Source organism: Pantoea sp. y20 (assembly GCF_054903455.1).
Genome location: NZ_CM142816.1, coordinates 750,474 through 776,135, shown reverse-complemented (window position 1 = coordinate 776,135; position 25,662 = coordinate 750,474). Strand labels below are relative to the sequence as shown.

Sequence of the window (25,662 nt, the reverse complement as noted above, 5' to 3'; positions counted from 1 at the left end):
AAAATGAAAAGCTTATATCAGAAGTTATTTGATGCACATGTCGTTAACGAAACCCCGAACGAAACGCCGTTACTCTATATCGATCGCCATCTGATCCATGAAGTGACGTCGCCGCAGGCCTTTGATGGTCTGCGTGCGCACGGGCGCAAAGTGCGTCAGCCGTCGAAAACCTTCGCCACCATGGATCACAACGTTTCGACGCAGACCAAAGACATCAATGCGTCTGGCGAGATGGCGCGTATTCAGATGCAAGAGCTGATGAAAAACTGTGCTGAGTTCGGCATTCAGCTGTATGACCTGAATCACCCGTTCCAGGGCATCGTGCACGTCATTGGGCCAGAGCAAGGTATGACGTTGCCGGGCATGACCATCGTCTGCGGTGATTCCCACACCGCCACGCACGGCGCGTTTGGTTCGCTGGCATTCGGTATCGGTACTTCCGAAGTTGAGCACGTGTTTGCCACGCAAACCCTGAAACAGGGCCGCGCGAAAACCATGAAGATTGAAGTGCTGGGCGAAGCGGCGCCAGGCATTACCGCCAAAGACATTGTGTTGGCCATTATCGGTAAAACCGGCAGCGCTGGCGGTACCGGTCACGTTGTCGAATTCTGTGGCCCAGCGATCGAAGCGCTGAGCATGGAAGGCCGCATGACGCTGTGTAACATGGCGATTGAAATGGGCGCCAAAGCGGGCCTGGTCGCGCCGGACGACACCACTTTCAATTATCTGAAAGACAAGCAGTTCTCGCCGAAGGGCGAGCAGTGGGAACAAGCGGTCGCTTACTGGCGCACGCTGAAGTCTGACAGCGATGCCAAATTCGACAGCATCGTCACGCTGCACGCGGAAGATATCGCTCCGCAAGTGACCTGGGGCACCAATCCAGGCCAGGTAATGGCGGTAGATCAAGCGATTCCGAATCCACAATCCTTTGCCGATCCGGTTGAGCGCGCCTCAGCAGAGAAAGCGCTGGCTTACATGGATCTGCAGCCCGGCATCAAACTGACTGACGTGGCGATCGATAAAGTGTTTATCGGTTCCTGCACCAACTCACGTATTGAAGATTTGCGCGCCGCTGCTGCGATTGCCAAAGGCCGTAAAGTGGCGCCGGGCGTGGTGGCGATGGTGGTGCCAGGTTCGGGTCCGGTAAAAGCACAAGCTGAAGCCGAAGGTCTGGACAAAATCTTCCTCGAAGCCGGTTTTGAATGGCGTTTACCGGGTTGCTCCATGTGTCTGGCCATGAACAACGACCGCCTCAATCCAGGCGAACGTTGCGCATCAACCAGCAACCGTAACTTTGAAGGTCGTCAGGGCCGCGGTGGACGTACTCACCTGGTGAGCCCGGCAATGGCTGCTGCGGCTGCCGTAACCGGTCGCTTTGCCGACATTCGTGAATTGACTCAGGGAGCGTAAGCCATGGCGAACAAATTTACTCAACACACCGGCATTGTGGCGCCATTGGATGCGGCCAACGTCGATACTGATGCCATTATTCCAAAGCAGTTCCTGCAGAAAGTGACGCGCACCGGTTTTGGCGCGCATCTGTTCCACGACTGGCGTTTTGAAGATGATGCGGGCACCGTGCCAACCGCCAGCTTTGTCCTGAACAAACCGGAGTTCAAAGGCACCAGCATTTTGCTGGCGCGTGAGAACTTTGGCTGTGGTTCATCGCGTGAGCACGCGCCGTGGGCGCTGACCGACTTCGGCTTCCATGTGGTGATTGCGCCAAGCTTCGCCGACATTTTCTACGGCAACAGCTTTAACAACCAGCTGCTGCCGGTGAAGCTGAGCGATGAAGAAGTGGATGAGATGTTCAAACTGGTTGCCGCGCAGCCGGGCATCACCTTCACCGTGGATCTGGAAGCGCAAACTGTAACCGCAGGCGATAAGACTTATAGCTTCGAAATCGACAGCTTCCGCCGTCACTGCATGATCAACGGCCTCGACAGCATTGGCCTGACGCTGCAACACGAAGCGTCTATCTCCAGCTACGAGACCAATCAGCCCGCGTTCTTACGCTGAGGCAACAAGGGCGACATCCTGTCGCCCTTCTCTTTGCTAGCTATCAACCACATCCCGCACGCGCGACGCCAATCCCAACGCCAGCACCGCCAGCCCCAACGCCAGCCAGTAAACCGACTCATGACCAAAGCGTTCACTCATGGTGCCCTGAATGATGCCAGCGATAATCATGCCGGTGGAAATTGAGGTGGTGAACAGCGTCGTCGCCGCACCTGCGCGGCCCGGCATTAAATCCTGGAACCACAACATGCCAATCCCGGCGATGATGCCAACAAACGCGGCATTAAACAGTTGTAGTACCATCAACGCTGTCCGCGACTGGAACATCACCAATCCGAGATAAAACACCATTGCCGCCACCAGCGCCAGCAGCATCAGGTTGCGTTTGCCGGTGCGCCGCGCGTAATGGCCAGCCAGCAGCATGATCGGAATCTCCAGCCCGGCGGCGGTGCCCATCAGCAATCCCGCCAGCTTCTCCGGCAGGCCAAGCGTGGTACTGATATACAGCGGCATATCAATGATATACATGGTGTTGCACGCCCACATGGTGACGGAGGCGATAAACAGCAACCGCACCTGACTGTCTTTCCACGGGCTCAGCTGCGTCAGCACCTCTTCAGGCGAGACCACCACGCGCGGTACCGAGGGCAAGGTGCGCCAGATCAGCAGCATGCTTAGCAGGAAAATCCCCGCCGCCACGCAAAACAGCGTCACAAAACCGTAATTAAGCGCCAGCGCAAACGACAGCGGTGGCCCGATCACCCATGCCAACGACAGCTGCGCACGCATCACCGAGCTGAACATCACCACTTCACGCGCCGACTGATCGGCATATTCCCGCGCGAGGGCGAACACCTGCGGAATCGACACGCTGGCCAGCGCCGACAAAAACACGCCCAGCGTCACCAGCGTTAAATAGTGGCGATTGAAGGCAAACAGCAGCGCATTCAGCGTGGCCATCAGGCAGCAAAACAGAATCAGGTTGCGGCGATCGCCCTGATTATCGGAGCGTTTCGCCATCAGTAGGCTGACCACAATCCCCGCGATCGCATTGATGGTAAAGAACAAGCCGACCCAGAACGGACTTACCTGCACTTCGCGCGTCAGAAACAGGCTCAGCGTCGGCGCCTGCAGCGCACCGGCCACGCCGGTCATAAACGACACCGCCATAAACGAGAGGTAGACCGGATTGATGCGACGTTGACGCGTTAACAGCGATTTCATGCAGAAATCCCTTTGCGAATAAAAAAGGTAGAGAAATGAGGGTAGAAGATTCTACAGCAAAACGAAAAAAGCCAGCAGATAAAGCGCTGCTGGCGGTGAAAATGCACCCTACTCAGAAAGGGGTTCCACGTCGGCGGAACCGCTGGCAGAGCGCCATTCATTACTGAATGCCTCCCGCTCTTCCATTGCCGGGCAGTATGCCTCTAATATGAGGCAGGAAAAACTGAGCGATTCTGACAAGGAGTTCCCCTTTTATGTCCTCTTCACGTCTGCAGCAGCAATTTATCCGCCTATGGCAAAGCTGTCAGGGGCAGGATCAGGAAACCACGCTCAGCGAGCTGGCCGATCTGCTGCACTGCTCGCGTCGCCATATGCGTAACCTGCTCAACGCCATGCAAAGCGAAGGCTGGCTGATTTGGCAGGCAGAAGCGGGACGCGGCAAGCGCTCAATGCTGAGTTTTTGCTACACCGGCCTGGCGCTCCAGCAGCAGCGCGCCGAGGATCTGCTGGAACAAGATCGCATCGAACAGTTAGTGCAGCTGGTGGGCGATAAAAACCAGGTGCGCCAGATGATTGCGGCGCATTTAGGCCGCAGCTTCCGCCAGGGCAAACACATCCTGCGCGTGCTCTATTATCGCCCGCTGCCCAATTTGCTGCCCGGTTCGCCGCTGCGCCGCTCGGAAACCCATCTGGCACGACAAATTTTCAACGGCCTGATGCGCATAAATGAGGAAAAGGGGGAAATCGAACCCGATATCGCCCATCACTGGCAGCAAACCTCGCCGCTGCAGTGGCGTTTCTTCCTGCGCCCGGCGATTCGTTTTCATCATGGCCGTGAACTGGAAATGGCGGATGTGATTGCTTCGCTGGAGCGCGTGCGCAGCCAGCCGCTGTTTTCTCACATCAGTAAACTGGATTCGCCCGCGCCCTGGACGCTGGATATCCATCTGAGCCAGCCGGACGATTGGTTGCCGTGGCTGCTGGCCAGCGTCAGCGCGATGATCCTGCCGCGCGAATGGCCCACGTTACGCCAGTTTGCCCGCCAGCCGCTTGGCACCGGTCCGTACAGCGTGGTGCGCAATCAGCAAACGCAGCTGAAGATCGCCGCCTTTGATGATTACTTTGGCTATCGCGCGCTGATTGACGATGTGTCGATTTGGGTGCTGCCGGAGATCAGCGACGAGCTGGTGTATGCCGGAGTCAAGTTGCAGGGCGAAACCGCCGATGAAAAATCGGAAGAGAGTCGTCTGGAAGAAGGCTGCTACTTCCTGCTGTACGATCAGCGCTCCGAGTTGGGTCGCGATGCGCATTTCCGCCGCTGGGTAAGCTATCTGTTTAATCCCATCGCCTTACTGAATCATGCTGGCGTCGGCTATCAGCGTTACTGGTTCCCGGCTTATGGCTTGCTGCCGCGCTGGCACCATCGCCGCGATCTCACCTCCGCCGATAAACCGGCAGGCTTAACTCAGCTGACGCTGAGCTGGTACAGCCATCACGTTGAGCATGAAGGTATTGCTAACGCGCTGCGACCGCTGCTGGCGCAGCAAGGTGTTGAGCTAATTACTCGTGTCGTGAGCTACGAAGCGTGGTTCGAGGGCGAAGGTGAAAGTGATATCTGGCTTGGCAGCGTCAACTTTACCCTGCCGCTGGAGTACGCGCTGTTCGCGCAACTATTCGAGTTGCCGTTGATGCATCACTGCATCCCGATTGACTGGCAAGCCGATGCCGCGCGCTGGCGGCAGAAAGCGTTACCGCTGGCGGAATGGAGCAAACAGCTGATCGACCGCGACTATCTGCATCCGCTGTTCCATCACTGGCTGCTACTGGAAGGGCAACGCAGTATGCGCGGCGTGCGGCTGAATACGCTCGGCTGGTTTGACTTCAAATCAGCCTGGTTTGCACCACCGGAGCTGTGATCCTTTCGCGCTGTCATATAAATGTCTAGAATGAGCCGTTCTCAACGGGGTGCCTTGATATCAGGGCTGAGAGAAACCCGTCGAACCTGATCCGGCTAATACCGGCGTAGGGATTTGAGATGCCTCACGCCTCAGATCCTTTGCGACTCAACATCTCTTCTCCTCAAGGAGCGCAAAGTGTTAAACAAAGTTCTGCCTATGTTGCTGCTGGTTACGGCTCCGGCTTTCGCTGCTAAACCGGTTCTGACCGTCTACACCTACGATTCGTTCTCTGCCGATTGGGGCCCCGGTCCGGCGGTAAAAAAAGCCTTTGAAGCGCAGTGCGACTGCGAATTGAAGTATGTGGCGCTGGAAGATGGTGTATCGCTGCTCAATCGCGTGCGCATGGAAGGCAAAAACAGCAAAGCCGATGTAGTGCTGGGGCTGGATAACAATCTGGTGCAGGCAGCGGAGAAAACCGGCTTGTTTGCCAACAGCAGCGTCGATACCCGCAGCCTAAAACTGCCGGATGGCTGGAACAATCAAACCTTTATCCCGTTCGATTATGGCTACTTCGCTTTCGTCTACGATAAAAACAAACTGAAGAACCCGCCGAAAAGCCTGAAAGAGCTGGTCGAAAGCCCGGAAAAATGGCGCGTGATTTATGAAGATCCGCGTACCAGCACGCCGGGTCTTGGCCTGCTGCTGTGGATGCAAAAAGTGTATGGCGATAACGCAGCTGATGCGTGGCAGAAGCTGGCGCAAAAAACCGTTACCGTCACTAAAGGCTGGAGCGAAGCTTACGGCCTGTTCCTGAAAGGCGAAGGCGATCTGGTGTTGAGCTACACCACGTCTCCGGCTTATCACATTATCGAAGAGAAGAAAGAGAACTACGCCGCAGCCGAATTCAGTGAAGGCCACTATTTACAGGTGGAAGTCGCCGCGCAGCTCGCCAGCAGTAAACAGCCCAAGCTGGCGCAGCAGTTCATGCAGTTTATGGTTTCTCCGGCCTTCCAGCAGACCATTCCCACCGGCAACTGGATGTATCCGGTGATCAAAAGCGATCTGCCAGCCGGTTATCAAGCGCTGCAGGTGCCCGCGAAGGCGTTGCAATTCACGTCAGCCGAAGTCGCCGACCATCGCGCCGCGTGGATCAGCGCATGGCAACGCGCCGTTAGCCGTTAATGCCCGGCTGGTTGATTCCCGGTAGCGCCATCGCGCTGTTGCTGTGCGCGGTGGCGCTGCTGGCGTTTGGTGCATTGGTGGTGGTCGCTCCGGCCACCGACTGGCGCGCGCTACTCGACGACAGCTATTTGCATCATGTGCTGCTGTTCTCGTTTGAGCAGGCGCTGCTGTCGGCGCTGCTGTCGGTGTTGCCCGCGATCCTGCTGGCGCGCGCGCTCTACCGCCGCCGTTTTCCGGGACGCAATCTGTTGCTACGTCTGTGCGCCATGACGCTGGTGCTGCCGGTGCTGGTGGCGGTGTTTGGCTTGCTCAGCGTGTACGGTCGCAGCGGCTGGCTGGCACAACTGTGCGCGACCATCGGCTTTGACTACCACTTTTCGCCGTATGGCCTGCAGGGCATTCTGCTGGCGCACGTCTTCTTTAACCTGCCGCTGGCGACGCGCCTGCTGTTACAGGCATTGGAGAGCATTCCCGGCGAGCAGCGGCAAGTCGCCGCCCAGCTTGGCCTGCGCGGCTGGAATCTGTTTCGCCTGCTGGAGTGGCCGTGGCTGCGCCGTCAGATTCTGCCGACGGCGGCGCTGATCTTTATGCTCTGTTTCGCCAGCTTCGCCACGGTGCTGGCGCTGGGCGGCGGACCACAAGCGACCACGCTGGAACTGGCGATCTATCAGGCGCTAAATTTCGATTACGATCCGGGCCGCGCGGCGCTGCTGGCGCTGTTACAGCTCGCTTGCTGTTTGCTGCTGGTAATGCTGAGCCAGCGCTTTAGCAAAGCCATTCCCACCGGCAGCCAGAGCATTCGCGGCTGGCGCGATCCGCAGGATTCATGGCAGGCGCGCATCAGCGATACGTTGCTGATTGGCCTGGCGCTGCTGCTGCTGTTACCGCCGCTGGCGGCAGTAATCGTCGATGGTTTGCGCGGCGGCGTTGCCGGTGCGCTGCAACAAGCGGCGCTGTGGCAAGCCACCTTTACCTCGCTGCGTATTGCCGTGGGCGCCGGCGTGCTCTGCGTGGTGCTGACCATGATGCTGCTGTGGAGCAGCCGCGAACTGCGGCAGCGCCAGAACAGAGTCGCCGCGCAGGCGATGGAGATGAGCGGCATGCTGATTCTGGCGATGCCGGGCATTGTACTGGCGAGCGGTTTCTTTCTGCTGTTCAACGCCACCGTGGGGTTGCCGCAGCGCGCCGATGGTTTGGTGATCTTTACTAACGCCCTGATCGCCATTCCTTATGCGATGAAAGTGCTGGAGAATCCGATGCGCGATATCAGCGCCCGTTACAGCCAGCTCTGCGCTTCACTCGGCATCTCCGGTTTCAACCGCTTGCGGCTGATTGAGCTGCGCGCGCTGAAACGCCCGATTGCTCAGGCGCTGGCGTTTGCCTGCGTGCTGTCGATTGGCGATTTCGGCGTGGTCGCGCTGTTTGGCAGCGCCGATTTCCGCACGCTGCCCTTCTATCTGTTCCAACAGATTGGCGCCTATCGCGGTGCGGACGGTGCCGTCACCGCACTCCTGCTGCTGCTGCTCTGCTTACTACTTTTTACTCTGATGGAAAAATTACCGGGTCGCCATGCTGACACTGAATAACCTTACTTACCTTTATCAGCATCTGCCGATGCGCTTCAGTTTTGCGGCGCAGGCGGGTGAACGTCTGGCGATCCTCGGTCCGAGCGGCGCGGGGAAAAGTACTTTACTGAGTCTGATTGGCGGCTTTTTGCCGATCAATCAAGGCGCGCTGGTGATGAACGGCGTAGATCATACCCACAGCGTGCCGTCGGCGCGCCCGGTTTCTATGCTGTTCCAGGAGAACAATCTGTTTCCGCATCTCACGGTGCAGCAAAACATGGCGTTGGGCTTACATCCGGGCCTGAAATTGACGCGCGAACAGCAGCAGCAAGTGGTGGATATCGCCGAGCAAACCGGCTTGCAGGCGATGCTCACGCGTTTGCCTGGTCAGCTTTCCGGTGGACAGCGTCAGCGCGTGGCATTGGCGCGCTGCCTGCTGCGCAATCAACCGATTTTGCTGCTGGATGAACCCTTCTCAGCGCTGGATCCGGCGCTGCGCAACGAGATGCTGCAGCTGGTACGTTCGGTATGCGAAAACCGCAACATCACCTTGTTGATGGTGTCGCACAGCCTGGAAGATGCTCAGCAGATTGCGCCGCGCAGTTTGGTGATTGTCGACGGGCGCATCTATTGGGATGGCAGTACAGAGAGTTTGGTGCGCGGTGAAAGTGCCGCGGCCGCCATCCTTGGCGTGACAGCGCGTTAAGCGAAGAAAACTTTCCACAGCAGGTGGCGGAAGATTGGCATCATCGGATGGAACTGGATTGCGATAAACGCGCCCAGGCCAATCGCCGCCATCAGCGGTGCCAGCCAGCGCAGACGCGATGCAGGCAGATACTTAGTCGCCCAATCCACCGTTTTACCGCTGCGCGACCAGCGCCACAGCAACCAGCCACCGACCCACAGCAGCAGCGCCACCAGCAACAGCAGCCATTTAAAACTGCCGCCCTGCGCGGCCTGCGGTACATCAATCGCCACGCCCGCCAGAATGCCCGGCATCAAATACGCGGGCGGCCAGAGGATGCAGCCAATCAGGTTAGGCGGCAGGAATTTGCGCACCGGCAACTCCAGCATGCCCGCTGCCAGCGGAATCAGCGGACGCGTCGGGCCGACAAATCGCCCCACCAGAATGGTGAACATGCTGTGTTGATGCAGCGCATGCTCGGTTTTATCCAGCAAACCCTTGTACTTTTTCAGATATTTCCAGCGATGCAGCGGCCCCTGAAACTTCCAGCCGATGCCGTAGGAAACCCAATCGCCGATTAAACAACCAACGAATCCGGCCGCCCACGCAGGGTAAAGACCAATTTGTCCGCTTCCTACCAGCGCCCCAAGGCTGGCCATTAATACCGTGCCCGGCAACAGCAATCCCACGAAGGCCAGCGACTCAAGAAAGGTCACCAGCGCCACAGCGATCAGCGCGTACTCCAGCGATTGCGAAAACAGGTGTTGAATCCAGGCTTCCATAAATATCCTCTGCGGAATATAGAGGCTGGATTGTCCAGAGCATGCAGGTAGCCGTCAAGGCAAGAATTGTAGAACGATGTTGACAAAGTGGTGACAATTTCGCCTGCAGGACACTGTATAAACATCCATGTTATACTCAATGCAATTCATTCTCTGGAGTTCACGTGACCGATCCGCGCGCAGGTTTTCTGCTTACCCGACATTGGCGAGATACGCCGACCGGCAGCGAAGTGGTGCTGTGGCTGGCCACCGACAGCGGCCCGCAGCGGCTGGTGTTGCCTGCCCAGGAATCCGTGGCGTTTGTGCCCGAGGAGTTTCGCACGCCAACCGAAGCGCTGATCCGCGACGAACGTCATACGCGCCTGCAAACGCTGGAGCTGAAGGATTTTCGCCGCCGCCCGGTGTTTGGCCTCTATTGCCGCAGCAATCGCCAGCTGCAAAATCTGGAAAAGCGCCTGCGTGAAAACGGCATACCGGTGTATGAAGCGGATATTCGTCCACCCGAACGCTATTTGATGGAGCGCTTTATCACCGCGCCGGTGTGGTTTAGCGGTGAAACACGCGGTGACAGCGTGGTCAACGCGCGCCTGAAGCCGCATCCTGATTACCGTCCGCAGCTGAAATGGGTATCGCTGGATATCGAAACCACGCAGCACGGTGAGCTCTACTGCATCGGGCTGGAAGGCTGCGGTCAGCGCCAGGTTTACATGCTCGGTCCGCCCAACGGCGATGCCAGCACGCTCGATTTTGAACTGATCTATGTTGATAGCCGCCCGCAGCTGCTTGAGCAGCTCAACGCATGGTTCGAGCGGCATGAACCGGATGTGATTATTGGCTGGAATGTAGTGCAGTTCGATCTGCGCGTACTGCAGAAACACGCCGATCGCTACGGCATTCCGCTGCGTTTAGGCCGTCAGAAGCAGGCGCTGGAGTGGCGCGAGCACGGCTTCAAACCTGGTGTGTTCTTCGCGCAGGCAACGGGCCGCTTAATTATTGATGGTATCGACGCGCTCAAATCCGCGTTTTGGGATTTCCCGTCGTTCAGCCTCGAAGCGGTCTCGCGCCAGCTGCTCGGTGAAGGCAAGGCCATCAATAATCCGTGGGATCGCATGGAAGAGATCAACTGGCGCTTTGCCAACGATAAGCCAGCGCTGGCGAAATATAATCTTAAGGATTGTGAGCTGGTGACGCGCATTTTCCAGCACACCGCCATCATGCCGTTCCTGCTGGAACGCGCCACGGTAAATGGTTTAGCGGTGGATCGTCACGGCGGTTCGGTGGCGGCCTTTGGTCATCTCTATATCCCGCGCATGCACCGCGCCGGTTTCGTGGCGCCGAATCTCGGCGAAGTGGCGCCGGAAGCCAGCCCCGGCGGCTACGTGATGGATTCGCGGCCCGGCTTGTACGATTCAGTGCTGGTGCTGGATTACAAAAGCCTCTATCCCTCAATTATTCGCACCTTCCTTATCGATCCGGTGGGTTTGGTGGAAGGCCTGGCGCACCCGGATGACGCCGATTCCGTGCCCGGCTTCCGCAATGCGCGCTTTTCCCGTGAAACCCACTGTTTACCGGCGATTGTCGAGCAGATTTGGCAAGGGCGTGAAGCCGCCAAGCGCGACAGCAACAAACCGCTGTCGCAGGCGCTGAAAATCATCATGAATGCTTTTTATGGCGTGCTCGGCACCAGCGCCTGCCGCTTCTTCGATCCGCGCCTCGCGTCATCCATCACCCTGCGCGGCCACGCCATCATGCAGCAAACGCGCGAGCTGATTGAAGCGGAAGGCTTTGATGTGATTTACGGCGATACCGATTCCACCTTCGTCTGGCTGAAAGGCGCGCACAGTGAAGCGGAGGCGACGGCGATTGGTCGTCATCTCGCTGAACAGGTTAACGGCTGGTGGCGGCAGCATCTGCAATCGACCTATGGGCTGGAGAGCGCGCTGGAGCTGGAGTATGAAACGCACTTCAGCCGTTTCCTGATGCCCACCATTCGCGGCGCCGAACAGGGCAGCAAAAAGCGCTATGCCGGCATGATTCTCAGCGAGGGCGGCGAGCGGCTGGTGTTTAAAGGCCTCGAATCAGTGCGCACCGACTGGACGCCGCTGGCGCAGCAGTTCCAGCAAAATCTGTATGGCCGTATTTTCCGTGGCGAGCCGTGGCAGGATTACATACGCGAAACGGTGGCGCAGCTGCTGAACGGTGAACTCGACGATCAGCTGGTGTATAAAAAACGCCTGCGGCGCGCGCTGAAGGATTACGAGCGCAATGTGCCGCCACATGTGCGCGCTGCGCGTCTCGCCGATGAGCAAAACCGCAAGCTGCAGCGCCCGCTGCAGTATCAAAACGGTGGCTCGATCCGCTACGTGATGGCCACGGCCGGACCGGAACCGCTTGAGGCGCGCAATACGCCCCTCGACTACGATCATTACGTCACCAAACAGCTGCAACCGGTGGCTGACGGCATTTTGCCGTTCGTCGGTGACGACTTTGCTACACTCATTACTGGGCAGCTGGGGCTTTTTTGACAGGTGACGAATGCCTTGCCATCCAGTACCATAGCGCCCTTCCTGATTCTCACCGCACTCACAATCTGACCAAACACCCGTTTGGCGGTTGGGTATTGCCTGAGTACAGGTGAACTTCTTTATGGCATGTCAGAGAGTCGAGCAAAAAATATATGGTTTTTACACTGGGTCAGCGCTGGATTAGTGATACGGAAAGTGAACTGGGATTGGGCACGGTGGTTGCGCTCGATACGCGCATGATCACCATGCTTTTTCCGGCAACCGGCGAAAACCGCCTGTATGCCCGAAACGATTCTCCGGTCACTCGTGTGATTTTCAATCCGGGTGACACCATCACCAGCCACGAAGGCTGGCAGATGACCGTCGATGAAGTCCGCAACGAAAACGATTTAATGACTTACATCGGCACACGTCTCGACACCGAAGAAGCGGGCGTCGTCATGCGCGAAGTGATGCTGGACAGCAAACTGGTGTTCAGCAAGCCGCAGGATCGCCTGTTCGCCGGTCAGCTCGACCGCATGGACCGCTTTGCGCTGCGTTTCCGCGCACGCAAATACCACAGCGAGCAATACCGCCTGCCGATCAGCGGCCTGCGCGGGATGCGCACCAATTTGATTCCGCATCAGCTGCACATCGCTCACGATGTCGGCCGTCGCCACGCGCCGCGCGTGCTGCTGGCAGATGAAGTGGGCTTGGGTAAAACCATTGAAGCCGGGATGATCATCCAGCAACAGCTGCTGGCCGGTCGTGCCGAGCGCGTGCTGATTGTGGTGCCGGAAACGCTGCAACATCAGTGGCTGGTGGAAATGCTGCGTCGCTTTAACCTGCGCTTTGCGCTGTTTGATGACGATCGCTACACCGAAGCGCAGCACGACAGCGACAATGCCTTTGAAACCGAGCAGCTGATTATCTGTTCGCTCGATTTTGTGCGCCGTAACAAGCAGCGTCTTGAGCTGCTGGCCGATGCCGAGTGGGATCTGCTGGTGGTTGATGAAGCGCACCATCTGGCATGGAGCGAAGACGCACCGAGCCGCGAATATCAGGTTATTGAGCAGCTGGCAGAGAAAACCGCTGGCGTACTGCTGCTGACTGCCACGCCAGAACAGCTGGGCTTAGAGAGCCACTTTGCGCGTCTGCGCCTGCTCGACCCGAATCGTTTCCACGATTTCGGCCAGTTTGTCGAAGAGCAGCAGCATTATCGTCCAGTAGCCGATGCGGTGAGCTCGCTGCTGGCCGACCACGCCATCAGCAAAGATGAGATGAACCTGATTAACGATCTGATCGGTGAACAGGATATCGAGCCGCTGCTGCAAGTGGCGAACAGCGATCGCGATGGCAAAGAAGACGCGCGTAAAGAGCTGGTCTCGATGCTGATGGATCGCCACGGCACCAGCCGCGTGCTGTTCCGTAACACCCGTAACGGCGTGAAAGGCTTCCCGAAACGCGAGCTGCACCAGATTCGTCTGCCGCTGCCGGCGCAGTATCAAACCGCGATTAAAGTCTCCGGCATCATGGGCACGCGCAAAAGCGCAGAAGAGCGCGCGCGTGACATGCTGTATCCCGAGCAGATTTATCAGGAATTTGAAGGCGATAGCGGCACATGGTGGAATTTCGATCCGCGCGTTGAGTGGCTGATGGGGTACCTCACCAGCAACCGCAAAGAGAAAGTGCTGGTGATCTGCGCCAAAGCCGCCACCGCGCTGCAGCTGGAGCAGGTGCTGCGTGAGCGCGAAGGCATCCGTGCCGCCGTGTTCCACGAAGGCTTGTCGATTATCGAACGCGACCGCGCAGCGGCCTTCTTCGCCTCCGAAGAGGATGGCGCGCAGGTGTTGCTGTGTTCCGAAATCGGTTCTGAAGGCCGTAACTTCCAGTTCGCCAGCCGTTTGGTGATGTTCGATCTGCCGTTCAACCCGGATCTGCTGGAGCAGCGTATCGGTCGTCTCGATCGTATCGGCCAGATGCATGACATCCAGATTCTGGTGCCGTGGCTGGAAAAAACCGCGCAGGCGGTGCTGCTGCGCTGGTATCACGAAGGGTTGGATGCGTTCGAACACACCTGCCCAACTGGCCGCGCCATTTATGACAACGAGTACAATCAGCTGATTGAATATCTTGCCGCGCCGGAAAATCCGCAGGGACTCGATGAGTTCATCAGCGCAAGCCGCAAGCAGCACGATGCGCTGAAATCACAGCTGGAACAGGGACGCGATCGCTTACTGGAACTGAACTCCAACGGCGGTGAAGCCGCTCAGGAGCTGGCAAATGCCATCGGCGAGCAGGACAACGATACCGATCTGGTTAACTTTGCGCTGAACCTGTTCGATATCGTCGGCATCAATCAGGAAGACCGCAGCGATAGCCTGATCGTACTGACGCCGTCCGATCACATGCTGGTGCCTGATTTCCCTGGCCTGCCGGAAGAGGGTTGCACCGTGACCTTTAACCGCAACCAGGCGCTGTCGCGCGAAGATACCCAGTTTATTACCTGGGAACATCCGCTGATCCTCAACGGCCTCGACCTGATCCTTTCGGGCGATACCGGTAGCTGTGCGCTGTCACTGCTGAAGAACAAGGCGCTGCCGGTCGGGACGCTGCTGGTCGAGATGATCTATGTGGTTGAAGCGCAAGCGCCGAAAAGCCTGCAGCTCACCCGCTTCCTGCCGCCAACGCCGGTGCGTTTGCTGATGGATCGTGCCGGGAACAATCTGGCAGGCAAAGTGGAGTTCGAAAGCTTTAACCGTCAGTTGAATGCGGTGAATCGCCATACCGGCAGCAAGCTGGTGAATGCGGTGCAGCAAGACGTGCACGAGATTCTGACCCAGGCCGAAAAAGCGATCGTTCCCGAAGCGCAGGCGATTATCGCGGCAGCGAAAGTGGAAGCCGAAGAGAAACTCGGTGCTGAGCTGTCACGTCTCGAAGCGCTGCGCGCGGTTAACCCCAACATCCGTGATGACGAGGTTGAAGCGCTGGAAAGCAATCGCGAACAGGTATTGGAAAGCCTGGGCGATGCAGGCTGGCGTCTCGATGCGCTGCGTCTGATCGTGGTCACGCACCAATAATGTTCAGGACCGCGACATCATGCTGATGGAAGCTTACAACCCGCCGCTCGAACCCTGGCTGCATATTCTGTATCAGGACGAGCACATTATGGTGGTGAATAAACCGAGCGGGTTGCTGTCGGTGCCGGGCCGTCTCGAAGAGCACAAGGATAGCGTGATGACGCGCATCCAGCGTGATTTCCCGCAGGCGGAATCGGTGCACCGTCTCGATATGGCTACCAGCGGCGTGATCGTCGTGGCCCTGAATAAAGCGGCTGAGCGTGAGCTCAAGCGCCAGTTCCGTGAGCGCGAGCCTTCTAAATACTATGTGGCGCGCGTGTGGGGCCATCCGGCGGCAGAAGAGGGTTTGATCGATCTGCCGCTGATTTGCGACTGGCCGAATCGGCCGAAGCAGATGGTGTGTTTCGAAAACGGTAAAGCGGCGCAGACCGAGTATCAGGTGCTGGAGTATGAAGCCACGAACAGTGCGCGCGTCAAGCTTAAGCCAATTACCGGACGCTCACACCAGCTGCGTGTGCATCTGCTGGCGCTGGGGCATCCGATTCTTGGCGACCGCTTTTATGCACATGATGAGGCGCTAGCGATGGCGCCGCGTTTGCAGTTGCATGCGGAGTCGCTGACGATCACCCATCCGGCGTTTGGCAATAGCATGACGTTCAGGCAGCCGGCGGGATTTTAGTGTTGGAGATGCTGCCCCTCCTCGGTCCGTGCTTGCAGTCCCCCTCCTCGTTCCGTGCTTGCTGCCCCCCACCTCGGTCCGTGCTTGCAGTCCCCCTCCTCGGTCCTCCCCCATGGATGGGGGAGGAAGATGCTGCCACATTTCAGTAATGAAGCTGCATGGGGCAGTATCTCCTTCCCCCGTTTGCGGGGGAAGGCCGGGATGGGGGACAGCAATAAAATTATTTAAACCCCTTCTCCTTACGAATCAGATCGTAAGCCGCCTGAATCTCCTGCGCTTTCTGCTTCGCCATCTCCATCATTTCCGGCGGTAAACCTTTCGCCACCAGCTTGTCTGGATGATGTTCACTCATCAGCTTACGGTAGGCGCGCTTGATGGTGGTGCCATCATCGCTGCTTTTCACGCCCAGCACGCTGCAGGCATCTTCCAGCGTAGGACCGCGTTGCGCCTGCTGATAGGCGCCGCCGCGGGAAGAACCGCCGCCACCAAACTGCTGACCGCCTTCCATCATGCGCAGGAACTGAGCGAACTGTGCGCGTGAAATACCCAGCTCTTCGGCAATCACATACAGCACCTGACGTTCGTTGGGATGCAGTGAACCATCGGCGAAGGCAGCCTGGATTTGGATTTCCAGAAACATCCGAATCAGATCAAACCGGCCAAAGCAGGCGCTGCGCAGCTCGCGCAGTTTACTGCGCAGCGGATAGTCGCTCTGTTTACCTTCACGGAACGCACGCTGCGCGGCAGTGCGCGCATCGCCATGCAGCTGCATGCGATCCATAAATAAGGAAGCAATCTGGATATCCGCTTCGGTGACGCGCCCTTTTGATTTGGTCAAATGGCCCATCACCTGGAATGTGGTACTGAAAAACAGCGTCTGACGCGCCTGGTTATTGGCGAAATAGCCCTGTCCTTTTACGCTGCGCACTTTGTCAAACATGTGACCAATGATCAGACCCAGTACAATGCCCCAAAAGCCTGCCCCGGAAAATATCCCGAGCGCCAGACCAATTACTTTTCCCCAGTAGCGCATAAACTCCTCAATTCGCCATGCTTGCGGCTGAAAATTGCATTATCATACCTGTCATTTATCTCAGCGCCTAACGGCAACGCGGACAGACAAGGATTAACACTGGCGCAACGCCGGGCAGTAAGTTAGTCTCTGACCGGATTGTCGGCATGATGCCAGTTTTCATGGAATTATCGAAACCGCGTATGAAAAAACGTATACCTACCTTGCTGGCTACCATGATTGGTGCAGCGCTTTATAGCCAGTCATCACTCGCCGACGATCTGATGTCGCAGTGCATGCTGGGCGTGCCGAGTTACAACCGCCCGCTGGTCAATGGCGACACCAACTCGCTGCCGGTCACCATCCATTCTGATTCCGCCAAAGGCAACTATCCGGATGATGCGGTGTTCACCGGTAACGTCGATGTGCAGCAAGGCAATAGCCGCCTGCGTTCCGACGAAGTGCAGCTGCATCAACGTCAGCAGGAAGGCCAAACCACGCCGGTTCGTACCGTGGATGCGCTGGGTAATGTGCACTATGACGACAATCAGGTCATCCTCAAAGGTCCGAAAGCCTGGTCAAATCTGAACACCAAAGACACCAACGTGTGGAACGGTGATTATCAGATGGTTGGCCGTCAGGGCCGCGGCGATGCCGATCAGATGAAACTGCGCGGTAACAATCGCTACACCATTCTGGAAAACGGCAGCTTTACCTCTTGTTTGCCGGGTTCCAACAGCTGGAGCGTGGTCGGTTCCGAAGTGATTCAGGACCGCGAAGAAGAAGTCGCGGAAATCTGGAACGCCCGCTTTAAGCTCGGCAATGTGCCGGTCTTTTATAGCCCTTATTTACAGCTACCGATTGGCGATCGCCGCCGCTCCGGTTTCCTGATCCCGAATGCGAAATACGGCAGTAATAACGGCTTCGAATTCATGCTGCCGTATTACTGGAACATCGCGCCGCAGGCCGATGCCACCATCACGCCGCACTATATGGAAAAACGCGGTCTGCAGCTGCAGAACGAATTCCGCTATTTGACGGTGTTTGGCGCAGGCTTGATGGAGCTGGATTATCTGCAGTCAGATAAGCAGTACGACAATGACAAAGCAGTGCGTGGTATCGCGCAGGACGATAGCTCCGATCGCTGGCTGTTCTACTGGCGCCATTCGGGTGTATACGACCAGCACTGGCGCTTCAACGCTGACTACACCAAAGTAAGCGATCCCTATTACTTCAACGATCTTGAGTCGAAGTACTACAGCTCCACCGATGGTTACGCCACGCAGAAATTCAGCCTTGGCTACGCGGATACCAACTGGGACGCGACGCTGTCGACCAAAGACTTCCAGGTGTTTGGTAACACCAGCAACAGCAACGTCTATCGTGCGATGCCGCAGCTCGATCTGAACTTCTATCAGAACGATATGGGACCGTTTGATGGTCGAATCTTTGCGCAGGCGGTGAAATTTACCAACGTCAATAGCCAGATGCCTGAAACCACGCGTCTGCATGTTGAGCCAACGTTGAATTTGCCGCTGTCTAACGGCTGGGCGAGTCTCGATACCGAAGCGAAATTCCTGGCAACCCATTATCAGCAGGATGACGTTGAGTATTACAACACCTCGGTTAATACCGCTCGTGATAATCAGCTGGAAAACTCGGTCAACCGCACGCTGCCCCAGTTCAAAGTGGATGGCCGCCTGGTGTTTGACCGCGATATGGACTGGGAACCAGGCTATACGCAAACGCTGGAACCGCGTGTTCAGTACCTTTACGTCCCCTATCGTAACCAGAGCAATATCTATCCGTACGACTCGACGTTGCTGCAAACCGACTACACCGGCCTGTTCCGCGATCGTACCTATAGCGGCCTGGATCGCATCGCTTCAGCAAATGAAGTGGCGACCGGCGTAACCACGCGTATTTATGATAACGATCTGGTTGAACGTTTTAACGTTTCTGTGGGTCAAATCTACTCGTTTACCCCGTCTCGTACCGGCGTAAACCAGACGAACCAGGAAGATGACACCGGCAGCCTCGTTTGGGCCGGCGACACGTACTGGAAAATCAGCGATCGCTGGGGGGCGCGTGGCGGTCTGCAATATGACACCCGCCTCGATAACGTCGCGCAGGGCAATGCGGTAGTTGAGTATCGTCAGGATGCCGATCGTATGGTGCAGCTGAGCTATCGCTACAGCAGCCCGGAATATGTGGCGCAGGCGCTGAATAACTCAAGCCTGGTGACTAACCCGATCTACAAAAACGGGATTTCACAGGTGGGCGGCACTGCCAGCTGGCCGATTGCGGATGCCTGGTCACTGGTGGGCGGTTATTACTACGATACCCGCAACAGTCGTCCGGCTGAACAGCTGGTCGGCCTGCAGTACAGCTCGTGCTGCTATGCCATTCGTCTGGGTTACGAACGCAAGATCAACGGTTGGGAAAACAACGACAGTAAGTATGACAACCAAATCTCATTCAACATTGAGCTGCGTGGTCTGAGTTCTAACTATGGCTTAGGCACCAACGAAATGCTGCGTCAGGGCATCATCCCTTACCAGCGCGCTTTCTGATGTTGTGATGTTTGACAGGCTCTCCCGCAGTGCGGAAACAACAATGGATAAAGTATGAAGAACTGGAGAATGCTGATTCTTGGTGTAGCGATTACCGCTAACACTGCGTTCGCAGCCCCACAAGTGGTTGATAAAGTTGCCGCAGTCGTGAACAACGGCGTGGTACTGGAAAGTGACGTTGATAACATGATGCGCACCGTGAAATCACAGGCGCAGCAGGCAAACCAGCAACTCCCTGATGACAAAACCTTGCGTCATCAGATCCTTGAACGCCAGGTCATGGATGCCATCATTCTGCAAATGGGTGAAAGAGCGGGCGTGCAGATTACCGATCAGCAGCTGGATCAGGCAATTCAGAACATTGCCGCCCAAAACCGCATGAGCCTCGATCAGCTGCGTAGCCGTCTGGCCTACGACGGCATGAACTACAACGATTACCGTGCGCAGATCCGCAAAGAGATGCTGATTTCAGAAGTGCGTAACAACGAAGTGCGTCGCCGCGTCACTATCCTGCCGCAGGAAGTGGATACGCTGGCTACGCAGGTGGGTGCGCAGAACACGCAAGGTACTGAGCTGAATATCAGCCAGATTCTGCTGCCGCTGTCAGAAAACCCGACGCAGCAGCAGGTTGACGATCAGGAAACGCTGGCGCGCCAACTGGTTGCTCAGCTGAAAGGCGGTGCCGACTTCGGCAAGCTGGCCGTGACTTACTCAGCCGATCCGCAGGCGCTGAAAGGCGGCAACATGGGTTGGGGCAAAATCGAAGAGCTGCCAACGCTGTTCTCGCAGGCGCTGAGCACCGCGAAGAAAGGCGATATCGTCGGTCCAATCCGTTCAGGTGTTGGTTTCCACATCCTGAAGGTGAACGACCTGCGTGGCGAAAGCAAAAGCATCTCTGTGACTGAGGTGCATGCGCGTCACATTCTGCTGAAGCCTTCACCGATCCTGACCGACGCTCAGGCGCAGGCCAAAATCGAACAGATTGCAGCGGATATTAAAAGCGGTAAAACCACCTTCGCCGCAGCGGCCAAACAGTTCTCCGACGATCCGGGTTCGGCTAACCAGGGCGGCGATCTCGGCTGGGCATCTCCAGAGATTTACGATCCGGCATTCCGCGATGCATTGCTGAAGTTGCAGAAAGGCCAGGTCAGCCAGCCGGTTCACTCCTCATTTGGCTGGCACTTGATTCAGTTGCTGGATACGCGTCAGGTTGATAAGACCGATGCCGCGCAGAAAGAGCGCGCCTATCGCATGCTGTTCAACCGTAAATTCGCGGAAGAAGCGCAAACCTGGATGCAGGAACAGCGCGCCAGTGCTTACGTGAAAATTCTGGATAACAATGGTCAGTAATTATCGTGTGGTGATCACGCCCGGCGAACCCGCCGGGATTGGTCCCGACCTCACCCTGCAACTGGCGCAGCAAAACTGGCCGGTTGAATTGGTGGTCTGCTGCGACGGCGAGCTTTTGCGCCGTCGCGCTGCTTTATTGGGTTTGCCGCTAACGCTGCGTGACTATCAACCTGGCGTTGCGGCACAACCGCAGCAGGCCGGCACGCTTACGCTGCTGCAGGTCGATACCGCTCAGCCAGTGACCGCCGGAGAACTCTGCGTCGCAAACAGTCACTACGTGCTGGAAACCCTGATGCGCGCCTGTGACGGTTGTCTGAACGGCGAATTTGCCGCGCTGATTACCGGTCCGGTGCACAAAGGCGTGATCAACGATGCGGGCATTCCGTTTACCGGTCATACCGAATTTTTTGCCGATCGCGCCGGTGGCGATGTAGTGGTGATGATGCTGGCAACAGAAGAGTTGCGTGTGGCATTGGCTACCACACATCTGCCGCTGAAAGATGTTTCTGCCGCAATTACCCGCGACACGCTGCATGAAGTGATCACCATTCTGCATCGGGATCTGCTACAGAAGTTTGGTTTACCGCATCCTCATATTTTCGTCTGCGGCCTTAATCCGCATGCCGGCGAGAGCGGCCATATGGGCCGCGAAGAGATTGATACTATCATTCCGGCCCTCAACGAACTGCGCCAGCAAGGCATCCAACTTACCGGACCTCTGCCAGCCGATACGCTGTTCCAGCCGAAATACCTGCAACATGCCGATGCGGTTCTGGCGATGTATCACGACCAGGGCTTGCCGGTGCTAAAATTTCAGGGGTTTGGCCGCGCGGTGAATATCACACTTGGCCTGCCCTTTATCCGGACTTCTGTCGATCACGGCACCGCGCTTGAATTAGCCGGTCTCGGTCAGGCAGAACCGGGCAGCTTTATCACGGCGCTTAATCTCGCCATCACTATGATCAAGAGCAGTAATGAATAATCGCGTCCATCAGGGGCATTACGCCCGTAAACGTTTCGGGCAGAACTTCCTGAACGATCAGTACATTATCGATAGCATTGTCTCCGCCATTCACCCGCAAAAAGGTGAAGCTATCGTGGAAATCGGCCCCGGCTTGGGTGCATTAACCGAGCCGGTAGGCGAACGTCTGGATGAGCTGACCGTGGTCGAGCTGGACCGCGACCTTGCTGCGCGTCTGCAAACGCACCCGTTCCTCGGTCCTAAGCTGACCATTTTCCAGCAGGATGCGATGACCTTTGATTTCTCTGCGCTGGCGCAAGAGAAAGGCCAGCCGCTGCGCGTGTTCGGCAACCTGCCGTACAACATCTCGACGCCGCTGATGTTCCACCTTTTCAGCTATACTGGTTCGATTAAAGATATGCACTTCATGCTGCAGAAAGAAGTGGTGAATCGTTTAGTCGCCGGTCCGGGCAGCAAAGCTTACGGTCGTTTGAGCGTGATGGCGCAGTACTATTGCCAGGTTATTCCTGTGCTCGAAGTGCCACCAGAATCCTTCACGCCGGCACCGAAAGTGGAATCGGCCGTGGTGCGTTTAGTGCCGTACATGCAGCCACAGTATCCGGTCAGCGATATTCGTCTGCTGAGCCGTATCACCACGGAAGCCTTTGGTAAACGCCGTAAAACGCTGCGCAACAGCCTTGCTCATATGTTTGCGGCTGGTGCGCTGGATCAATTAGAAATCGATGCCTCGCTGCGTGCAGAGAACGTCTCTGTGGCGCAATATTGCCAACTGGCAAACTGGTTGAGCAAGCATCAGGCTGAAACTCCGGAGAGTTGAGTGCATGAGTGATTTGGCCCGCGTCTGTATCCATGTGCATAGTCAGTATGTGGAGTCGCAATCCTTGCCCGACGAGGATCGCTACGTGTTTGCCTACACCATCACCATTCGCAATTTGGGGCGCAGCAACGTCCAGCTGCGTAGCCGCTATTGGCTGATCACCAACGGCAACGGTCGCGAGACTGAAGTGCAAGGTGAAGGCGTGGTCGGCGAACAGCCGCACATTGCGGCCGGCGGCGAGTATCAGTACACCAGCGGCGCGATTCTGGAGACGCCGATGGGCACCATGCAAGGCCACTATGTGATGATCGACGATGCGGGCGAAGAGTTCCACGTCGAGATTCCGGTGTTCCGACTCGCGGTGCAAACCCACATTCACTAATCCTCCTCCGCCCGGCCCGTCCGGGCGGCGCGTTTTAATCGGACTGACAATGAGTACATACCTGATTGGCGATGTTCATGGCTGTTATGACGAGCTTCGTGCGCTGCTGGCGCAGGTTGACTTCGATCCGCAGCAGGACACCTTATGGCTTACCGGCGATTTGGTGGCGCGCGGCCCCGGTTCGCTCGATGTGCTGCGCTATGTAAAATCGCTGGGAAATTGCGTGCGCCTGGTGCTGGGTAATCACGACCTGCATTTACTGGCGGTGTATGCCGGTATCAGCCGTAACAAGCCGAAAGATCGCCTGACGCCGCTGCTGGAAGCCGATGATGCCGATGAGTTGATTAACTGGTTACGTCGTCAGCCACTGTTGCAGGTAGATGAAGAGAAGAAGCTGTTGATGGCGCATGCGGGCATTACGCCGCAATGGGATTTAGAGACGGCGCAGCTGTGCGCGCGTGAAGTGGAAGCGGTGCTCTCCAGCGACAGCTATCCGCTGTTTCTGGATGCGATGTATGGCGACATGCCAAACAACTGGACGCCGGAGCTCAGCGGCCTGGCGCGACTGCGCTTTAGCACCAATGCGCTGACGCGCATGCGCTTCTGCTTCCCGAATGGCCAGCTGGATATGATCTGCAAAGAGTCGCCTGAATCAGCGCCGCCGCCGCTCAAACCGTGGTTTAAGGTGCCGGGCAAAATCGACAGCGACTATACGCAGATCTTTGGTCACTGGGCATCGCTGGAAGGTAAAGGCACACCGGAACATGTGATTGGTCTGGATACCGGCTGCTGCTGGGGTGGAACATTGACGCTGCTGCATTGGGAAACCAAACAGTATTACGTACAGGCATCCAATCGCGAACAGGCAATGGCCGAAAGCGCGGTGAGTGCGCATCCACCGTTAAGTGATACGCCGTAAATAAAAAACCCCGCATAAGCGGGATTTTTTATGGGTCGCCATCACTGGCAACGTTACTTGCGGCGATCCAGGATCTCGAAGCAGTAGCTGTGCGAGTTCTGCTCATCGGCGTCATGGAATTCGCTGAAGGTTGACTGCCACTCGTCCGGTTCGTAATCCGGGAACTGCGTATCCCCTTCCACTTCCGCATCGATATGGGTCAGGTAGAGGCGATCCGCGCGAGCCAGCATCTGCTCGTAAACGCGTCCACCACCAATCACCATCATCTCTTCGACATCACCCGCCGCTTTTACCGCCTCTTCCAGCGATGTCACCCAGGTAACGCCTTCGTGGTTGCCCGGCTGGCTGCTGACCACAATGTTCAGGCGTCCAGGAAGCGGGCGGCCAATCGATTCAAAGGTCAGACGACCCATAATCACCGGCTTATTCAAGGTATTACGTTTGAACCATGCCAAATCTGCTGGCAGGTTCCATGGCATGGCGTTTTCCATACCAATAATGCGATCCGCTGCCAGTGCCGCGATCAGACTAATCATGTTAAAAGACCTACTGGAAAAAATTGGCGCCATCATACGTAAAGGCGAAACTTTCGTCGATAGGCCGCCCCCGCTATTTGCGTAAAGCTCCGATGCCACCGCACTTTTGTTATTGGACAGAGTTTTACACCGACTTTCCCGGCAATTGCGGGGCGAGGAGCCAGAAATTGCTGACGAGGCGGCACAACTCGGCGCGAAACGTCGCGTTATTGGTATCGCAGTGTAAAGAAAAGCGCACTCTGTGCAAAAAAAGAAAACGGCTCCCGCTGGAGCCGTTGAAACGCTTTAGAAATCGTAGCGTAGACGCACCAGGTTCACGTTGCCCAGTGACTTGTCGGTGCTGGAGGTGATGACATATTCGTAGTCGACACGGAAGCCGTAATCCAGCTGAGCACTCACGCCAACGCCGTTATCAATACGTTTGTAGTCACGTCCGTTGACGAACTCCAGACGGTCGCCCATGAAGTAAGGCTGAATAGATTTCACCGCATACTGGCCAATTGGGAATTTGTAGCCGGCAAAGTATTCGATGCCCCACGCGTCATCCGCGAAGTAATTGTTAACGGTATTACGTTTGGTTGGGGAGAAGTTCTCATACCAACCCGCTCCGGCTGACAGCGTCCAGTTATCCGGCGTCCAGCTCAGAGCGGTACCGTAGATATTCTGGTCATAGCGTTTGCTGTCGCCATTGCCTGGATTGCGGATATCGGCGCGGGTGTAGTTCCACGCGGTTCCCCACGCCAGGTCTTTGGTGATGTGGTAGTTCACACCCAGCGAGCCGCCGCCTTTACGCTTGTAACGCAGGCCGTTGCCTGGCAGGAACTCATTATCTTCAAACAGGTACGACGCATACACATCCGCATCGCCGAAGGTATTTTTGTACTTCAGCATTTTGCGCGAACGGTAAGACCCATCGTAATCACCATTGATGCCGTTGCCCGGCGCCTGCGCCAGCATATCGTAATCCCAGATATCGGTCTTCGCTCCTACGACATCGTAGTAAACGCTGTTCTGCTGACCAAAGTAGAGCTCACCCAAGGTGGCGCTTTTGAAGCCAGTATAAAGTTGGCGGCGCGAGGTGTTATTCGCACCATCTGCATGATGATTGTCCCAACCCCACCAGGCCGGGAAGTTAACGCCCAGCTCGTAGTAACCGACCCAGCTTACGTCGTCAAACAGGTAATAATTGGCGCTGAAGCGAAAGCGTGAGCCACCGTCGTAGCCATTACGTTTGTACGATTTGTCGTTCACGCCATTCTGATGTTGGAACTGCGGACGAATACTGCCGCCCACTTTGAAGTCGAGACGGCTTAGCGCATCGCCCGCCTGTGGATCCTGCTTGAGTAAAGTAATTTCCGCCTGGCTGGCGAGTGGCGCCGCTGCGAGTAACGCAGCAATAGCGCTGAGAGTGAAAGCACGCATTTGCATTTTTTATATCCCAGTTAAGGTGAGCGCTCTATTGGTGAGCGAGCG

At 56.7% G+C, this 25,662-nt stretch carries 20 protein-coding genes and 1 riboswitch; of the genes, 15 read left to right on the top strand and 5 right to left on the bottom strand.

What is annotated here, in order from left to right:
• Positions 1-3: 3 nt before the first annotated feature.
• Together leuC and leuD are read left to right on the top strand one after the other, a co-directional pair.
• Positions 4-1,410 (top strand): 3-isopropylmalate dehydratase large subunit, encoded by a 1,407-nt coding sequence (gene leuC / locus ACYAC5_RS03470; RefSeq protein ID WP_101762125.1) that lies wholly within the window; start codon positions 4-6, stop codon positions 1,408-1,410.
• 3 nt (positions 1,411-1,413) lie between these two features.
• Complete coding sequence (leuD, locus tag ACYAC5_RS03465) at positions 1,414-2,019, top strand: 3-isopropylmalate dehydratase small subunit (RefSeq protein WP_101762126.1); 606 nt, start codon at positions 1,414-1,416, stop codon at positions 2,017-2,019.
• 36 nt (positions 2,020-2,055) lie between these two features.
• Here the strand turns inward: leuD and ACYAC5_RS03460 are convergent, their stop codons facing one another.
• Positions 2,056-3,243, bottom strand: a complete 1,188-nt coding sequence (locus ACYAC5_RS03460) for an MFS transporter (RefSeq protein WP_312463741.1) — start codon at positions 3,241-3,243, stop codon at positions 2,056-2,058.
• Between the two features lie 254 nt (positions 3,244-3,497).
• Between ACYAC5_RS03460 and sgrR the strand changes: the two genes are divergently transcribed.
• From sgrR to thiQ, 4 genes are all read left to right on the top strand, one after another.
• Positions 3,498-5,159 carry an HTH-type transcriptional regulator SgrR gene (gene sgrR, locus ACYAC5_RS03455; RefSeq protein ID WP_137385147.1) on the top strand — a complete coding sequence of 554 codons (1,662 nt, stop codon included), beginning with the start codon at positions 3,498-3,500 and terminating at the stop codon, positions 5,157-5,159.
• Between the two features lie 35 nt (positions 5,160-5,194).
• Positions 5,195-5,290, top strand: a riboswitch (TPP riboswitch).
• A gap of 46 nt (positions 5,291-5,336) precedes the next feature.
• Entirely contained in the window at positions 5,337-6,323 is a 987-nt protein-coding gene (gene thiB / locus ACYAC5_RS03450; protein WP_192235735.1) for a thiamine ABC transporter substrate binding subunit, read from the top strand.
• Entirely contained in the window at positions 6,323-7,909 is a 1,587-nt protein-coding gene (gene thiP, locus ACYAC5_RS03445) for a thiamine/thiamine pyrophosphate ABC transporter permease ThiP (protein WP_192412404.1), read from the top strand. Before thiB ends, thiP begins: the two co-directional genes overlap by 1 nt.
• Complete coding sequence (gene thiQ, locus ACYAC5_RS03440) at positions 7,893-8,594, top strand: thiamine ABC transporter ATP-binding protein ThiQ (RefSeq protein ID WP_101762131.1); 702 nt, start codon at positions 7,893-7,895, stop codon at positions 8,592-8,594. The genes thiP and thiQ overlap by 17 nt, the downstream gene beginning before the upstream one ends.
• On the opposite strand, the gene ACYAC5_RS03435 is transcribed toward thiQ, so the two are convergent.
• Entirely contained in the window at positions 8,591-9,355 is a 765-nt protein-coding gene (locus ACYAC5_RS03435) for a DedA family protein (protein WP_277974511.1), read from the bottom strand. The two genes, thiQ and ACYAC5_RS03435, sit on opposite strands and share 4 nt — an antisense overlap.
• Positions 9,356-9,519: 164 nt before the next feature.
• Between ACYAC5_RS03435 and polB the strand changes: the two genes are divergently transcribed.
• The 3 genes from polB to rluA all read left to right on the top strand — a co-directional run bounded on the left by polB (position 9,520) and on the right by rluA (position 15,618).
• A complete protein-coding gene (gene polB / locus ACYAC5_RS03430; RefSeq protein WP_192412408.1) occupies positions 9,520-11,880 on the top strand; it encodes a DNA polymerase II in 2,361 nt (786 codons plus the stop codon).
• Between the two features lie 152 nt (positions 11,881-12,032).
• Positions 12,033-14,939 (top strand): RNA polymerase-associated protein RapA, encoded by a 2,907-nt coding sequence (gene rapA / locus ACYAC5_RS03425; protein ID WP_101762134.1) that lies wholly within the window; start codon positions 12,033-12,035, stop codon positions 14,937-14,939.
• Positions 14,940-14,958: 19 nt separating this feature from the next.
• Positions 14,959-15,618, top strand: coding sequence for a bifunctional tRNA pseudouridine(32) synthase/23S rRNA pseudouridine(746) synthase RluA (gene rluA, locus ACYAC5_RS03420; RefSeq protein ID WP_137385141.1), 660 nt, complete (start codon positions 14,959-14,961; stop codon positions 15,616-15,618).
• Between the two features lie 220 nt (positions 15,619-15,838).
• On the opposite strand, the gene djlA is transcribed toward rluA, so the two are convergent.
• Positions 15,839-16,651, bottom strand: a complete 813-nt coding sequence (djlA, locus tag ACYAC5_RS03415) for a co-chaperone DjlA (RefSeq protein WP_462062407.1) — start codon at positions 16,649-16,651, stop codon at positions 15,839-15,841.
• 182 nt (positions 16,652-16,833) lie between these two features.
• On the opposite strand from djlA, the gene lptD reads away from it, so the two are divergent.
• Genes lptD through apaH form a run of 6 tightly spaced genes read left to right on the top strand, consistent with a single transcriptional unit; the run spans position 16,834 to position 23,653 of the window.
• Positions 16,834-19,203 carry an LPS assembly protein LptD gene (lptD, locus tag ACYAC5_RS03410; protein WP_225614463.1) on the top strand — a complete coding sequence of 790 codons (2,370 nt, stop codon included), beginning with the start codon at positions 16,834-16,836 and terminating at the stop codon, positions 19,201-19,203.
• A 54-nt stretch (positions 19,204-19,257) separates the two neighbouring features.
• Complete coding sequence (surA, locus tag ACYAC5_RS03405; RefSeq protein WP_101762137.1) at positions 19,258-20,553, top strand: peptidylprolyl isomerase SurA; 1,296 nt, start codon at positions 19,258-19,260, stop codon at positions 20,551-20,553.
• Entirely contained in the window at positions 20,543-21,535 is a 993-nt protein-coding gene (pdxA, locus tag ACYAC5_RS03400; protein WP_462062404.1) for a 4-hydroxythreonine-4-phosphate dehydrogenase PdxA, read from the top strand. The genes surA and pdxA overlap by 11 nt, the downstream gene beginning before the upstream one ends.
• Entirely contained in the window at positions 21,528-22,352 is an 825-nt protein-coding gene (rsmA, locus tag ACYAC5_RS03395) for a 16S rRNA (adenine(1518)-N(6)/adenine(1519)-N(6))-dimethyltransferase RsmA (RefSeq protein WP_008108647.1), read from the top strand. The genes pdxA and rsmA overlap by 8 nt, the downstream gene beginning before the upstream one ends.
• A 4-nt stretch (positions 22,353-22,356) precedes the next feature.
• On the top strand, positions 22,357-22,734 hold the full coding sequence (apaG, locus tag ACYAC5_RS03390; protein WP_101762139.1) for a Co2+/Mg2+ efflux protein ApaG: 378 nt from the start codon (positions 22,357-22,359) through the stop codon (positions 22,732-22,734).
• 49 nt (positions 22,735-22,783) lie between these two features.
• On the top strand, positions 22,784-23,653 hold the full coding sequence (gene apaH, locus ACYAC5_RS03385) for a bis(5'-nucleosyl)-tetraphosphatase (symmetrical) ApaH (RefSeq protein ID WP_110867508.1): 870 nt from the start codon (positions 22,784-22,786) through the stop codon (positions 23,651-23,653).
• A gap of 53 nt (positions 23,654-23,706) precedes the next feature.
• Here the strand turns inward: apaH and folA are convergent, their stop codons facing one another.
• Together folA and ACYAC5_RS03375 are read right to left on the bottom strand one after the other, a co-directional pair.
• Entirely contained in the window at positions 23,707-24,189 is a 483-nt protein-coding gene (folA, locus tag ACYAC5_RS03380; RefSeq protein WP_101762141.1) for a type 3 dihydrofolate reductase, read from the bottom strand.
• A 285-nt stretch (positions 24,190-24,474) separates the two neighbouring features.
• Positions 24,475-25,617: a porin gene (locus ACYAC5_RS03375; protein ID WP_101762142.1), complete on the bottom strand. Its 1,143-nt coding sequence runs from the start codon at positions 25,615-25,617 to the stop codon at positions 24,475-24,477.
• Positions 25,618-25,662: the final 45 nt, after the last annotated feature.

Excerpts from the sequence above, each read along its gene's own strand:
- rluA (WP_137385141.1), top strand. The coding sequence starts at position 14,959 with ATGCTGATGGAAGCTTACAACCCGCCGCTCGAACCCTGGCTGCATATT.
- leuD (WP_101762126.1), top strand. The coding sequence starts at position 1,414 with ATGGCGAACAAATTTACTCAACACACCGGCATTGTGGCGCCATTGGAT.
- ACYAC5_RS03435 (WP_277974511.1), bottom strand. The coding sequence starts at position 9,355 with ATGGAAGCCTGGATTCAACACCTGTTTTCGCAATCGCTGGAGTACGCG.
- lptD (WP_225614463.1), top strand. The coding sequence starts at position 16,834 with ATGAAAAAACGTATACCTACCTTGCTGGCTACCATGATTGGTGCAGCG.
- rapA (WP_101762134.1), top strand. The coding sequence starts at position 12,033 with ATGGTTTTTACACTGGGTCAGCGCTGGATTAGTGATACGGAAAGTGAA.
- ACYAC5_RS03460 (WP_312463741.1), bottom strand. The coding sequence starts at position 3,243 with ATGAAATCGCTGTTAACGCGTCAACGTCGCATCAATCCGGTCTACCTC.
- ACYAC5_RS03375 (WP_101762142.1), bottom strand. The coding sequence starts at position 25,617 with ATGCAAATGCGTGCTTTCACTCTCAGCGCTATTGCTGCGTTACTCGCA.
- apaG (WP_101762139.1), top strand. The coding sequence starts at position 22,357 with ATGAGTGATTTGGCCCGCGTCTGTATCCATGTGCATAGTCAGTATGTG.
- apaH (WP_110867508.1), top strand. The coding sequence starts at position 22,784 with ATGAGTACATACCTGATTGGCGATGTTCATGGCTGTTATGACGAGCTT.
- sgrR (WP_137385147.1), top strand. The coding sequence starts at position 3,498 with ATGTCCTCTTCACGTCTGCAGCAGCAATTTATCCGCCTATGGCAAAGC.
- leuC (WP_101762125.1), top strand. The coding sequence starts at position 4 with ATGAAAAGCTTATATCAGAAGTTATTTGATGCACATGTCGTTAACGAA.
- thiP (WP_192412404.1), top strand. The coding sequence starts at position 6,323 with ATGCCCGGCTGGTTGATTCCCGGTAGCGCCATCGCGCTGTTGCTGTGC.
- djlA (WP_462062407.1), bottom strand. The coding sequence starts at position 16,651 with ATGCGCTACTGGGGAAAAGTAATTGGTCTGGCGCTCGGGATATTTTCC.
- pdxA (WP_462062404.1), top strand. The coding sequence starts at position 20,543 with ATGGTCAGTAATTATCGTGTGGTGATCACGCCCGGCGAACCCGCCGGG.
- surA (WP_101762137.1), top strand. The coding sequence starts at position 19,258 with ATGAAGAACTGGAGAATGCTGATTCTTGGTGTAGCGATTACCGCTAAC.
- folA (WP_101762141.1), bottom strand. The coding sequence starts at position 24,189 with ATGATTAGTCTGATCGCGGCACTGGCAGCGGATCGCATTATTGGTATG.
- rsmA (WP_008108647.1), top strand. The coding sequence starts at position 21,528 with ATGAATAATCGCGTCCATCAGGGGCATTACGCCCGTAAACGTTTCGGG.
- thiQ (WP_101762131.1), top strand. The coding sequence starts at position 7,893 with ATGCTGACACTGAATAACCTTACTTACCTTTATCAGCATCTGCCGATG.